This window comes from Acinetobacter amyesii (genome assembly GCF_002018365.1).
GTDB lineage: Bacteria > Pseudomonadota > Gammaproteobacteria > Pseudomonadales > Moraxellaceae > Acinetobacter > Acinetobacter amyesii.
Genome location: NZ_MVKX01000009.1, coordinates 83138 through 96775, shown reverse-complemented (window position 1 = coordinate 96775; position 13638 = coordinate 83138). Strand labels below are relative to the sequence as shown.

Annotated in this window: 16 protein-coding genes; 14 read left to right on the top strand and 2 right to left on the bottom strand. The window is 40.7% G+C overall.

The genetic code is table 11. The features are described 5' to 3' along the window. Positions 1–324 precede the first annotated feature (324 nt). The 13 genes from B1202_RS13480 (at position 325) to B1202_RS13420 (ending at position 11371) form a co-directional block, all read left to right on the top strand. Positions 325–783: a hypothetical protein gene (locus tag B1202_RS13480; protein ID WP_078191126.1), complete on the top strand. Its 459-nt coding sequence runs from the start codon at positions 325–327 to the stop codon at positions 781–783. 85 nt (positions 784–868) lie between these two features. Continuing rightward, positions 869–1534 carry a pseudouridine synthase gene (locus B1202_RS13475; RefSeq protein ID WP_078191125.1) on the top strand — a complete coding sequence of 222 codons (666 nt, stop codon included), beginning with the start codon at positions 869–871 and terminating at the stop codon, positions 1532–1534. A 498-nt stretch (positions 1535–2032) separates the two neighbouring features. Beyond that, complete coding sequence (locus B1202_RS13470; protein ID WP_078191124.1) at positions 2033–2968, top strand: hypothetical protein; 936 nt, start codon at positions 2033–2035, stop codon at positions 2966–2968. Between the two features lie 136 nt (positions 2969–3104). Beyond that, on the top strand, positions 3105–3491 hold the full coding sequence (locus tag B1202_RS13465; RefSeq protein WP_078191123.1) for a ribonuclease E inhibitor RraB: 387 nt from the start codon (positions 3105–3107) through the stop codon (positions 3489–3491). A 330-nt stretch (positions 3492–3821) separates the two neighbouring features. After that, positions 3822–4268 carry an SRPBCC family protein gene (locus B1202_RS13460; RefSeq protein ID WP_078191122.1) on the top strand — a complete coding sequence of 149 codons (447 nt, stop codon included), beginning with the start codon at positions 3822–3824 and terminating at the stop codon, positions 4266–4268. Between the two features lie 45 nt (positions 4269–4313). Beyond that, positions 4314–4682 (top strand): DUF488 domain-containing protein, encoded by a 369-nt coding sequence (locus tag B1202_RS13455; RefSeq protein WP_078191121.1) that lies wholly within the window; start codon positions 4314–4316, stop codon positions 4680–4682. Between the two features lie 156 nt (positions 4683–4838). Then, the gene (locus B1202_RS13450; protein ID WP_078191120.1) at positions 4839–5180 is read left to right on the top strand and encodes a zinc ribbon domain-containing protein YjdM; all 342 of its coding nucleotides are present in this window, start codon (positions 4839–4841) and stop codon (positions 5178–5180) included. A 162-nt stretch (positions 5181–5342) separates the two neighbouring features. Further along, entirely contained in the window at positions 5343–5705 is a 363-nt protein-coding gene (locus tag B1202_RS13445; protein ID WP_078191119.1) for a 5-carboxymethyl-2-hydroxymuconate Delta-isomerase, read from the top strand. 273 nt (positions 5706–5978) lie between these two features. Beyond that, positions 5979–6314: a YegP family protein gene (locus B1202_RS13440; RefSeq protein ID WP_078191118.1), complete on the top strand. Its 336-nt coding sequence runs from the start codon at positions 5979–5981 to the stop codon at positions 6312–6314. Between the two features lie 185 nt (positions 6315–6499). After that, the gene (locus B1202_RS13435; RefSeq protein ID WP_078191117.1) at positions 6500–7183 is read left to right on the top strand and encodes a DUF2939 domain-containing protein; all 684 of its coding nucleotides are present in this window, start codon (positions 6500–6502) and stop codon (positions 7181–7183) included. A gap of 25 nt (positions 7184–7208) precedes the next feature. Beyond that, positions 7209–7655 carry a YybH family protein gene (locus B1202_RS13430; RefSeq protein ID WP_218949636.1) on the top strand — a complete coding sequence of 149 codons (447 nt, stop codon included), beginning with the start codon at positions 7209–7211 and terminating at the stop codon, positions 7653–7655. Positions 7656–7792: 137 nt separating this feature from the next. Next, positions 7793–10228 carry an AI-2E family transporter gene (locus B1202_RS13425; protein WP_228145168.1) on the top strand — a complete coding sequence of 812 codons (2436 nt, stop codon included), beginning with the start codon at positions 7793–7795 and terminating at the stop codon, positions 10226–10228. Between the two features lie 90 nt (positions 10229–10318). Beyond that, a complete protein-coding gene (locus B1202_RS13420) occupies positions 10319–11371 on the top strand; it encodes a DUF1176 domain-containing protein (protein ID WP_078191116.1) in 1053 nt (350 codons plus the stop codon). 80 nt (positions 11372–11451) lie between these two features. On the opposite strand, the gene B1202_RS13415 is transcribed toward B1202_RS13420, so the two are convergent. Then, positions 11452–12219 carry a hydroxymethylpyrimidine/phosphomethylpyrimidine kinase gene (locus tag B1202_RS13415; RefSeq protein ID WP_078191115.1) on the bottom strand — a complete coding sequence of 256 codons (768 nt, stop codon included), beginning with the start codon at positions 12217–12219 and terminating at the stop codon, positions 11452–11454. A gap of 98 nt (positions 12220–12317) precedes the next feature. Here B1202_RS13415 and B1202_RS13410 point away from each other — a divergent pair, with 98 nt between their 5' ends. Next, positions 12318–12989 (top strand): HAD-IA family hydrolase, encoded by a 672-nt coding sequence (locus B1202_RS13410; RefSeq protein WP_078191201.1) that lies wholly within the window; start codon positions 12318–12320, stop codon positions 12987–12989. Positions 12990–13017: 28 nt separating this feature from the next. Here the strand turns inward: B1202_RS13410 and B1202_RS13405 are convergent, their stop codons facing one another. Then, a complete protein-coding gene (locus B1202_RS13405) occupies positions 13018–13467 on the bottom strand; it encodes a hypothetical protein (RefSeq protein ID WP_078191114.1) in 450 nt (149 codons plus the stop codon). Between the last annotated feature and the right edge of the window lie 171 nt (positions 13468–13638).

Below are 13638 nucleotides of genomic sequence, written 5' to 3'. Positions count from 1 at the left end.
CTCACCCAAAAGGTCTCGATTCAGCTTAGGACGCTATAAATCAGAAGTTTATAGGCTATAAGATCATGACTTACAAAGTGATGATAGTTGAAGTAAACAACACTGTTTTCTCTTACACCCTAAAAAATTTTTAAGAATTAAATCGAATAATAAATCCTTCCATCTTTTTCAAAATTCCAAACTTCGCATGTATTCCCAACACACTTTGATCATTGCTGATGTAATAAATAACACGCAGAAGATCTTAAACTTAATCTAAGCTTCAGATTGTCCTTTTCAACAAAGTTGTTATGCTTAACTGTCTAAATTTTAAATAATTTTGTTATGGGTTATCTGGATCAATTGATACAGGATTGTCTGCAAGCACAGCAAACTAAAGCTGAGCGTATATTTGAGTTTTCAAGCTTTGATGATCTTGCTCAACATGCACATTATATTTACGTGATAGAGCTAGTCGGTGGCGATATACAGCAGACATATCAGGACTATGCCGCATTTAAGGCATTGAAAACCCATGCTTGCGCCAAGTTAAATCAACCCAATCATATTCTGTATGTTGGATCATCACGAACAGGTATAAAGAGCCGTTTAAAACAACATTTAGGTCTTGGGCCTAAACAAACCTATGCCTTGCATTTGTCGCAGTGGTTTCAGGGCGAATATCTCATCACACTACAACAGTATCCATCAACTACGAGTGCAAGCATCTTACAATTACTGGAGGATGATTTGTCTCATTCATTCGCGTCAGCCTTTGGTAAATTGGGGACCAATAATCGTTAGGGCTAGACCTGATCGGTCAAAGTCGATTGACAGCGAATTAGTCAGTTGTTATTTTGCCGACATTCTCCCAGTACACAGTCTTTCCATGCCTTTAGATCCCAACTTTGTCTATGCACCACCTCAAGGTCCTCTACGTATTTTGTATGAAGATGCAGACTTGGTTGTCATCGAAAAACCGGCGGAATTGTTGTCGGTTCCGGGACGTTTGCCTGAGCATCATGACAGTGCCTATCTTCGTGTTTTGGAACAGTATCCGGCGGCAAAGATTACCCATCGTTTAGATATGGCGACATCAGGCATTTTGATGTTTGCGAAACACCGCGATGCAGAAGTGGCGGTGAGTAAAATGTTCCAAGCGAGGACGGTTCAAAAGCAATATGTGGCTTTGGTTCAAGGCAAACTCGAAGGTGAGGGTAGTGTTGAAGTGCCCCTGATTACGGACTGGGAAAATCGCCCACGACAGATGGTGCATTTTGAATTGGGCAAACCTTCAAAAACCTTGTATCAAGCCATCAGCTATGACGCAAGCAAGGATATTAGCCGAGTATTATTAACACCAGTGACTGGGCGTTCTCATCAGCTACGTGTACACATGATGCATATTGGGCACCCCATTACAGGGGATCAACTGTATCACCCGAATGCAAAGCAAAGCTCACTCGGACGGATGGCTTTACATGCTTGCGATCTGGCATTTACCCAGCCCTTAACCCAACAAGCTGTTCATATTCATTGCGCGGCAGAATTTTAAAGCATATTCATGTGAATACTCATTGTTCATAAAATCTGCTGTGTTGAATTGAAACCTTTAGGACGCATACAAATCGCAGAATATCTACAGCTTTAAATTAGTTTTTCTGCTTAAAGATGAAACATGATATACGCCATATCCCCAATTCTGGGGATATATAAATAACTTAAATATCTCTATAAAGTGTGTGAAAAATTTAGAAAGATTGATATTAAATTCATTTGTATCTTTTAGTAAATAAACGCCATTTTTAAAGTTTTATTATATTTTTTAAAGAATATTGATTGATTATTTTTTAATATGAAAAATATTTTATTAAATTGATTTAAAACAGTATTTTAGTTAAATTGTGTGCAAGTGTGTATTTGGTCAGATAAATACGGTTTTTTGCATTTATTCTGCTAATATGAAATGAATTATTGATTTTAACTTTTGTAACTTAGGTTTGTTTTGGGGGAATAAACTTAAATTATTGAAGCTTATTTTGAGGATTAGCAAATGATCAATATTGCTTTAATCGTCCTTATCATCCTATTAATTGTGGCTCTCCTTTTTGTTTATAACCGCAAATTGAAAAATGATAAAACCTTACGTTCACTGCAGGAAAACTTCGATCGTGCGCGGTTAAAACTGGCTGAAACAGAGTCGCAACAAGATGAACTGAATTATGAAATCAGTCAATTACGCATTCAAAACAGTGGCTTAAAAATCCAAGTCGATAAAGTAGCGAAATATCAACATATTGTGGATATTGAACAATATGTTGAGTATCGAACTTTACAGGCAGATGGCTTGTTAGAAGTCACCAAAGCCAATGCAGATATCATGTTGAATGATATTCGCGCGCAAATCGAACAAGTACGTCAGTATTTAAGTAAATATCAAGAAAAAGCCAAATTACAAACACAGGAACAAGCTCGTGCCGAGTTAAAAGGTTTATATAGCCAAGCGCTGGATCAGCAACATTTGGAAAACATCAACCGTGCTTTGGACAACAAAATACGGGGCTATCAGTCAGCATTCTTTTTACCTTTACAGAGTATTTTAGATCAGCTGATGGATGGCATGAATGAATCTGCGGCAAAGCAAAATTTGACTGCAGTGCGCTGCAAAATGATTGATGCGATGGAGCAGCAATCGACTGCAAACTGTAATTATGTCGATGAAGAGCGTCGTTTGGCTGCGATGCAATTATTCACCTTGGTGTTTAATAGTCGTGCTGACTTGTATTTGGCTCAATTAAACACTGAAAACTTAGGTGAACTATTACAGGCTTTGGCGGATGATTTCACCTTGCTCAATGCACATGGTGTACATTTTAGCCAGGCACAGGTACTCGACAGTTATCTTCAGTTACGCTTAGAAGAGTTGAAAATGGCTGCTTTGGTTTTACATCTCAAAGAAACTCAGGCCAATATGGACGTTGCGGTTTAATTTGAATTGTTATTAGAAAGATCGCTTCGGCGGTCTTTTTTTTATGATTAAAGAGATTTCGCTAATGCAAATTGCAACAATTATCCGTTAATCTAAGTCAACAGAATAAAATTCATAAACGATAAGGAAACGCACAATGACTCGTGATTTTAAACAATTTCCAGATGATGATAATGGCAATGTGCTGTGGCAGATGCAGCAAGATGGTGACGATTTATCTGTGCCGCACGAAATCGAATATTCAATTGCCTTTTCGACTCAAGAGCAGGCTGAACAGTGTGCATTGTACTTATTGAAAGAAGAGCAAAAAATTTCATTGTTCCAAGATGAAGAATCAGATCGCGTGGAATGGATTATCACGGTATATGTTTATATGGAGCCTGATTATGAAGATATCGTTGATTTAGAGCAGTGGTTTATTAAAATTGCAGAACAACATTCGGGTGAATATGACGGCTGGGGTTGTATGGCTTATATCTATGAAGATGATGATCTGGATGAAGATGAAGCACAATTGAGCTAAGTCTCACTATTGCATCTTTAGCAACAAGAACCCAGTCTTTCAACTGGGTTTTTTATTATTTAAATTTTAGAGAAATTGTGTAAAATTTTGATTTTTCAATATTTTTATTAAAAATTAATATGAATGCAGCTCACAAAACATAACACGGCATTGCGTTAAAGTGATGGGATCAATCTGTAGGATTCGCTATAGTATTGAACAGCAATGACCTTTCTCGCACGTCTCAAAGCTGTCTCATTTAGAACGTTTCAGTGTGATAAAAATGGACGATAAAGCGAGGGTGAATGCATGTGGATGATTCAGTGAAAACAATGACATAAGGACATCATCATGAGCAATACTGTTCGATTACATCGTGTTTTTAGTGCGCCTGTAGAGCGCGTTTATCGTGCCTTTGTGGAGCCAGATGCTTTAGTGAAATGGATGGCACCGCATGGATTTACTGCCCATGTGGAACATTCGGATGTGCGTGTAGGTGGCTCGTACCGCATGTCGTTTCAAAATTTTTCAACGGGAACCACACACGCTTTTCATGGTGATTATCATGAAGTCGTGCCGAATCATTTACTGCGCTATACAGACCAATTTGATATGCCAGAGTTGGCTGGTGAAATCGAGGTCACTGTTGAGTTTAAAGCGGTCTCAGTAGGAACCGAAGTGACGATTGTACAGGCAGGGTTGCCGAGCGTTATTCCACCTGATGCCTGTTATTTGGGTTGGCAGGAGTCTTTACAGTTACTAGCTTTTTTAGTGAATCCAGCGATCCCCGATGAATAATCTGAAGAATGATCGAAAAACTGTAAATAGATGATGGAGGGCTTAATGACCGTACATATTAAACGTATTTATGATGAGAAAAGCCCAGACGACGGTAAACGCATATTAGTCGATCGCTTGTGGCCGCGTGGTATCAGTAAAGTGAGCGCAGAGCTAGATTTGTGGCCGAAGGCATTGTCGCCATCGACAGATTTACGTCGTTGGTATCATCAAGACGAGGCAATGGCTTCTCGATGGAACGAGTTTAAGCAGCGCTATTTGCAAGAAATACAGCCCCATCAAGCAGAGTTGGAACAACTGCGGGCATGGGAAAAAGAGGAGCCGCTGACCTTACTCACAGCGGCCAAACATATGGATAAAAATCATGCGCATATTTTAAAAGCGTTGATATTAAACACCTCATTAGAGATCTAAAATTTAAATCGATTAGTGCTGTGGCGTTGTGTTATTTACATCGTCACAAGGTCACTAAACCATACAATATTTATGGTTTTTAAGTTTATGAAATACATAAAAATGTTATATTAAGTTTTTGTGGATCTTTGCATCCATCTTTTTTTGAGGTCTTTTATGACTTTACCCAATTGTCCCCAATGTAATTCTGAATATACCTATAATGATGGTGACTTACTGATTTGTCCTGAATGCTCACACGAATGGCGTGAAGGCGAAAGCGCTGCAGATGAACAGGTGCTGATTAAAGATGCCAATGGCAATGTATTGACCGATGGTGACACGGTTACTGTGGTGAAAGATCTTAAAATTAAAGGGTCATCGTCAGTGGTGAAAGTTGGTACCAAAGTTAAAAATATTCGCCTTTTAGCCGATGCGACTGATGGTCATGACATTGACTGTAAAATTGATGGTATCGGGGCTATGAAACTCAAATCTGAATACGTGAAAAAAGTTTAAGTTTCGTTTTTGTTCGTTCTAAAGCAACCTTCAATCATCCTAAGCGAAGTCCACACTTGGCTTGGGATGTCTACTTAAACATGAAATAGATAACTAATCCGCTATAGATTTTATTTTTCAGCCTGCATAATAGATGCATTACAGGTTTGAAATGTCTTTACTATGCCGCATATTCATTTGGAATATTCCAATAACCTTGAGCTTGAGCCTCGTCCTTTACTTAAAGCGCTGAACGCTGCCTTATTTGAATCGGGTCATGTCAGTGCCATCAATGATATTAAGAGCCGTGCTGTCGCTCAGGAAGATTTTGTTGTGGGTTTGGATGAACACGCTCAACATGCGTATATGCATGCCAAAGTTTCATTATTGACGGGTAGAACGGTTGAAGTTCAAAAGCAAATTTCATTGTTACTATTGGACGTGTTGAAACAACATGTCACTGCTTCAGCAGTAGAAGTGCAACTTTGTGTAGAAATTTTAGAAATGAATAAAGCGACATATTCAAAGCAGATCGTCAGTCCTTAAGGCCTTTATTCAATACATTGAGTAATGCGCCTCTATTCACAAATACAGCATGATGAAAGAATGATGAAATCCGACTTCGGTCGGATTATTTTTTATTGGAATTATTTATTGAAAATCATTTTCTTAGTGATTAAATTTTAAGCCTTCACACTGATCAAAAAAGACATTGAAAAATGTGACCGAGTTCATTTATATTCTGTAGATCAGGTTGAATTTCCAACAACAAATCCTGATCGAATAATAGATAAAACAATGAAAATGAAGGGGTAACATATGTCGGGATGGTACGAGATCAGTCATTCTAATGATCAGCAGTTTCGTTTTGTATTAAAAGCAGGGAACGGTGAAATCATTTTAACGAGTGAATTATATAAAGCGAAAGCATCAGCCCAAAACGGGATTGAGTCTGTACAAAAGAACAGTGCAGATGACAGCCGTTTTGAACGACTGACGGCCAAAAATGGCAAACCATATTTCAATCTGAAAGCGGCAAATCATCAAATTATTGGGACCAGTCAATTTTATGCCAGTGAGCAATCGCGTGATAAAGGCATTGAATCAGTTAAAACCAATGGTGCAAGTACCCAAATTAAAGATCTAACTGCTTAAATTTGAAATAACTTGATCGAGACAGTCTTAGCAGGATGAACAAAACCTGAAAACTGGTCAAAATCACAAGATCAAAAGCAATATGGTTCTCAGATAGGCGCTGTTGGGTTGGACGCTCAACCTAGATCAGGCTTATTTGACGGTACAAGGAAGTACCACAACTTCACTGGCTAGAGTGGTGAACGATGAATAAGCAGAATCATATTTTGTATTATGGGCTCATTACGATCTTGATCATCGTCATGGGTTGGATGATTGCGTCTCCGTATTGGGTGCTGTACCAAATACGTCAAGCCTATGAGCACAATCAACCTGAAAAAATTGCTCAATATATCGATTTTGCGGCAGTCAAATCGAGTCTAAAACCACAAGTCGAAGACCTCATTCAACAGAAAACTGGGCTACAGCATTTACCCGAATTCGCCCAGTCTTGGGGTGGGCAGCTCAGCACAGTCATCAGTGCAACGCTAGTCGACAGTCTAGTCAATCCAACCAGTATCATGCTGCTTTTACAAGGCAAAGCATTAAAAGAGTCGATCCAACTACCAGAAATAACCAAACTGACCAATCCGAGCATGATTAGCACAGGGATTGAACTATTCACGCATGCTGAAAAGAAGGTCGCAGAACAACCTTATGCGTCAACACCATCCAAAAATGACGAAACTGCAACCGCTGTTGCTTTAAAGCAAAGCCAGCCACTAGAACCCAAAGCTAGCTATAGCGCTTGGAATCGATTTGATCTGTATGTGCCGCTCCAAGGCCTAAGCGAAGCAAAATATACCGTATTTAGCATGCAACGCCGCAATTGGAGCTGGAAGATCGTTGAAATTCAACTTCCAAACGCCGCCCAGAACAATGCTTCATAAAAAATAAAATAAATAGGTGCCAGAGATGCAAGATAAAATCAAAATAGTCGGTGACCAACAGGCCGCTGACGAAATTCTGCAATTTTTAGCCAATTGGGATGAGGTCATCTGCCAATTGAAAATTGAAAATATTGCTGAATCCTGCGCAGCAGATGTGTACTTTTTTGATGCCAGTTGTGAAATGCGTGGCTTAATGGCATATCAAAAAATGTGGGAATTTTATCGGGAGTATTTTCGTGAAGGCTTAAAGGTGTTTAGGCGGGAATTGGTCATCCATGCAGATCCTGATATTGCCTTTCTGCACTGTTATTCCAAAATTGATGATAAGAGTGGGATACCGACACCGGGGATCTCGTGGTGTCGTAACACCATTGGGATGAAAAAAACGCAGTCTCAATGGAAGATCGTTCATCAACATATTTCTGTTCCCGTGGATATTGTGACTCATCAAAGTAAAGTGATTACCTTTTAATTCCTCTCGAAACGCAGTATGAAAACAGAGCTATAAAGCTCTGTTTTTTTCTTTGCAAATCATTACATGAAATGCGTATGCAGCCCTAAAACTTCAGCCTAAATTAAAAAATAATGACCATCGTTCAGGATAAGAAAATGGATCATAAAAATAATAAATTAGCGCAAGATTTTGAATCATCACGATCAGGTCAAAAGCAAGGCTTGCAAGACTTGAACGCAACGAAGCAAATGCCCCCTGCAGATTTACATAAAGTGATTCGAATCACGGCAGGATTTATCATCGGTAGTTTGCTGATTGCCGCCTTATATCTTGGCAAAGATATTTTTATTCCATTGGCACTCGCAATTTTATTGGCTTTTTTAGTTGATCCTCTGGTGATGAAACTCCGTGGTTGGGGACTACCACAGATGCCATCGATTTTTATTGTGGTCGGTTTAGCTTTGGCGATTTTGTCCGGCGCGGCCTCTTATTTGGGTTATCAACTGGGGCAATTAAGCCAAGAATTACCGCAATATCAGGGCACGATTCAAAAGAAAATGGATTCTATTCGTCAGTTTGCACGCGGCCCAAGTGTTTGGGATGGCGCAAAAACCACCATAGATACCGTTGAAAATTCAATAGATGATGTGGTGCCTGAAGAGAAAAATCCTAAAGTGCAGCAAGTGGAAGTGGTGGGGCAACAACAAACCACGGCTGAAGCGGTCATGGCTTGGAGCGAGCGGGTGCTCAATCCCTTGGCAACCGCAGGTATTGTATTTTTATTTGTGATTCTGATTTTGGTCAATCGGAAAGATTTGCATGATCGTTTCCTCAAGCTGCTAGGCGGCAATTTAAACATCGGAACAGACGCACTTGATGAAGCGGCCAATCGTATCGGTAAATATTTACGTATGCAGCTGATGGTGAATGTGACCTACGGTATTCCGATGGCCTTGGGACTTTGGTTTATTGGGGTGCCGGCAGCAATTATGTGGGGAATGGTTGCGATTGTGATGCGCTTCGTTCCCTATGTCGGCCCGATGATTTCTGCGATTTTTCCTATCGCATTGGCTTTTGCGGTAGATCCCACATGGAATATGGTGCTGTGGACAGTCGGCTTAATCCTGCTCTTAGAGTTGGTCAGTAATAATATTATTGAGCCATGGTTGTATGGGGAAAGTACCGGACTTTCAACCTTAGCCATTATCATTGCTGCCATGTTTTGGACGGCGGTGTGGGGGCCAATTGGTTTAATTTTATCGACGCCTTTAACCGCGTGTTTATTGGTGCTTTCAAGCTATGTACCATCCTTAGGTTTTATTAAAACTCTGATCGGTAGTACACCAGCATTGGCTCCACATGAGCGCTTTTATCAGCGATTGGTCGCTGATGATGTGCAAGATGCCATGGATGTTGCACAGGCTTTTATTGCTGAAAAGTTACCGAAAGATGCCACGGATGAAATTAAGGCACGTCGGGTCAATGCGTTTTATGCCAAAGTGGCGATTCCAGCCATACGGATTTTTTCGAGCGGACACAACACCGAGGCCAGTGCAGAGCATCGACTACGCTTACATCAAGGCTTAAAACTGTTTAATCATAGTTTTCAACGGGCATATCCAGTGGCACAGCAGGATCAGAAAGCAGCGGTTTTATGTATCGGGGCACGTTGGGAAATTGATGTTCAAGTATCGGCTATGTTGGCGCATGGTCTTAGTTTAAGCGGTATTCCGGCACAGGCATTTAGCGACGTACTGATACAAAATCAGCATCAAAGTATGGATGATATTCAAGAGGATATTCAGATCGTATGTATTTCGATTTTCCATACGGCACCCGAAGCTCAAATTCGCCTACTAAGCCATGTTTTTAAGGCACAGTTTCCGGATAAAAAACTGATTTTTGCACTGTGGAGCTGTGATGAGATATCCCAATTAGATGCGATCAAAGAAAATTTCACCGTCGATGCAGTGGTCAATAATATGAATGACTTGTTATTAACCATTGAAGCTTTTCAATTGAAGCAGGGTGAGTCTTGGTTGGATGAGCCTGATCCTAGTGTTGAAGCGCAGCGCTTAAAAGCATTAGAAGAACTGAATGTTTTGGATGAGCGGAATTTACCGATCTTTGAACAATATATTGAAGAAGCTCGACAAGCCTTCGATGTGAAATATGCGCAAATTTCTTGGGTCAAGCAAGATTGGGTTTATACCCCAGGTAGCCCTTTGGCTCAGGCTACCGAGCAACCGATGCAGATACGTCAGTCGAAGCAAGACTCGATCTGTAGCCATTTGGTCTATCAAAATGAACGCCTGATAATTGAAGACTTACAACGTGACCCACGCTTTGCGCATTTACCTGAATTGATGCATAACCGCATTCGCTTTTATGCAGGCGTTGCACTTAGAGACCGTAATGGGGTGGCATTGGGAAGTTTCTGTGTTTTAGATCGGCAGCCGAATCAAATGACCGATGATGATATGAGTCTGTTAAAAGGCCTTGCGGCAGATTTGATGAATACGCTCAGTGATGAAAATGTGAAGCGAAAAAAATGTGAGGAGATACAGCAACTGAATGATTCATCTTCATAATTTCAAATGATGCAGCAGATCTTTTTAGGCTGGAGTTTCGGTGAAAAGCATTTTAAGATGGTTCTAATATAATTATTTTGAGCCAAAGACATGAACAAAAATAATGTCATCTGGCAACTTCTATTAGGCTACGTTACTGCGTTGGGTTGTAGTGTGAGCTTTGCTCAAATTCAAGGAAACTATTTTTCACATAAAGATTGGGAAATCGCTTGTGATAATACGGGGACGTGTCGAGTTGCAGGTTATCAAGCGGAGGGCAATCAGCCCGCTATTTCTGTGTTATTACAACGTGCTGCGGGCGCTCAAGCGCAAGTCAGCGCACGAGTGAAACTCGATCCTGAAACCTTCAATGCGGCAAATCAACCACTTCAACTTTATATTTTAGGTAAAAATCAGGGAACTGTGCAGCTTGATGCCAAAACCGCGGAAGGTCAGTTAAGTGCAGTTCAAACTCAAAAACTGATTCAAGCCTTACAAGCCAACCAACCAATTGTGTGGAAAGGCAACAACAAAACATGGTTATTGTCCGTGCAGGGCGCTAGTGCAGTTTTACTCCGTATGGATGATTTTCAAAAGCGCATAGGGACAAATTCGGCCTTATTGCGTAAAGCCAATAGTAGTTCGGCCAATGTACTCAAACCGACAAGTATTCCGAAAGTGAATATTCAAAATTACAGTAAGGGCTTACAAACACGGTATGCCGTCAATGCGCCCACAGCCAAACAATTGTTTGGATTGATTAAGAAAAAAACCACAGTAGAAGATTGTCCTCAACTCTTTGATGCAAATTTCTTAGAGGATGATCGAGTCGTGGTGTTTCCAATCAATGGGAAAAATGCCTTGGTCGAAGTGCCATGTTGGCGTGGGGCATATAATAGTGGTAATGGTTATTGGTTGATGGATCGCAACTTAAAGCAAATCAAACAATCCGTGACCTTTTCTGGAAGTGGCTTTAGTGAAGGGCAGATTTTCTCCAATCAACGTGGACGAGGCATTGGCGACTGTTATAGTACGGGGGAGTGGTCGTGGAATGGTCAGCGCTTTATCCAAACCTATATGGCAAAAACCACACAGTGCAAAGGATTTGCTGGCGGTGCGTGGGAAATTCCAACCTTGGTCTATCGCGTTCAACTCGACTCTTGATCTGAAAAAGCCCTGATATACAGGGCTTTAAATGATATAGCGTTTTGTTCTATCGGGTTTAAATAAATAACCGAGAACTTTTAAAAACGTTTTGGAATTTTCTGTCCGCCGACAACCGGTGATTCAGCGATTTTCAACACACCAAATAGCCATGTTTCGGCATGATGAACAGCCGTTTTGAGCTCATCCCCTAAGGCTAAACGCCCTGCAATAAAGCTCGCCAATGAACAGCCCGAACCGTGATATTCCCCATCCAGTCGTGGACAACGGGTTTCAGAGACTAATTCACCCTGAACATACAACGAGTTTTGGATATAGTCTGGCGTATTTTCATGCCCACCTTTTACTAATACCGCTTGAGCGCCCATCGCAAAAAGTTGTGCAGTTGCTTTAGAAATATCCTCTTCACCTGTGAGCGCACGTAATTCTACGGTATTGGGTGTAAGCACCGTGGCAAGTGGAATCAGTTCTGCAAAGGCTTTGACCAAAGTTGCTTGATCGCCCAAAGAGCCACCACTATTGGCAACTAAAACGGGGTCGAGAACATAATGATATTCGGGATGTTCACGTAAAAACTCAGCGAGAGCCGCGATATTTTCAGTCGTTCCTAACATTCCTGATTTTACACAGCGAATAGGGAGGTCACCGACGACGGCATGTGCTTGAGCCAGCAATAACTCACGAGAGGTCGCTTCAAACGAATACACTTGTTGTGAGTTTTGAACGGTTAATGCTGTACACGCAATGGCAGCATGTGCACCACTTTGACCAATGGCTTCAATGTCCGCTTGCAGTCCTGCACCACCTGAAGGGTCAAGACCTGAAAAGCACAGTACAGTAGGGCGCACAATGATGTCCTTATTACACAAAATTTGCGATAGTATAGGCAACTTTGAGCGAACACTCGATAGTATTTTTGCAGAAGTGAATGGATAAGGTACAAGCTGTGATTAAGAATATATTGATCGATCTCGATGGAACATTAACAGATCCAAAAGTTGGCATTACCACTTCAGCACGCTATGGACTGGCGAAAATTGGACATCCCATTTCGGATGAGACCAATATCGATTGGATCATTGGGCCGCCTTTGAAAGCCTCTTTGGCCAAAATCCTCAATGTCGATGTGCATAATGTACTTGCAGATCAGGCTTTACTTGGCTATCGCGAGCGCTTTGCCGTTACCGGCTTATTTGAAAATAAAGTCTATCCTGCCGTTGCCGAAACTCTAGCAAATTTACAACAGCAAGGTTTTCACTTGTATGTCGCTACAGCAAAGCCGACGGTCTATGCCCGCCAAATTTTAGAACATTTTGATTTAGCTCAATATTTTACTGTGATCTATGGCAGTGAACTGAACGGTGAGCGCACCAACAAAGGCGATTTAATTGAATACATTTTGCAGCAAGAACAGTTAGATGCAAAAGAATGTGTGATGGTGGGAGACCGTGAGTACGATATTTTAGGCGCACGCCGTAATGCAGTGTCAAGTATTGCTGTGAGCTATGGTTATGGTAGCGCAGAAGAAATTCAAACGGCTGCACCGTCTTTGGTGATTGATCGTTTTAACGATTTGATTTCGAGTATTGAGCAATTGCAGCAGCAGAAAGTGTCATAGTTTGATTTACCCTTGCGAATGAAGCTGATTATTTAAAGATAATCAGCAAAATCAGAAAGATCAGCCCACAGAAAAACCATTTGAGCAAAGGAGACTCATCATTTTTGATGGTTTCTGCTTCGAGTGCGATGCCATGTTTATCGTAAACAAATACAAAATGTGCATTTACACTTAGAGCCATTTCTTGAATGGCTTGTAGCTCGAGTGCGCTGACTTCTTCACTTAAGCGTTCTTTTAACTGAATAAAAATAACCGGCTGTCCAAACTCATACCACTTGAAGTGGATCTGTTGTATGAGTTGGTTGAAGAACTGTTCTGCAACATGATAGTTTCGGACAAAACTTCCGCGTTCTATAAAAGCCAGAGGGCAGTTTTGTTCGGCTACAATTTGATGATCACGCGTTAAAACTTGCATTTGATCATAATGGATCTGTACCCAAACTGCGTCAGGAAAAGACGCTAATTTTTCTTTTAACATCACTTTTAGATTTCATTATTTTTTTAATTGCTAGCAGTATGTCATTAAAATTTAGAGAAAAATATAGCTGAGATATAAAAAACACATCGATCTATCGAGTTTTTGCTTAAAACGCCTTTCGCAGTTTTGTCATTTTGAATTTTTACTTCCACGATTGAATATCTAACGCTT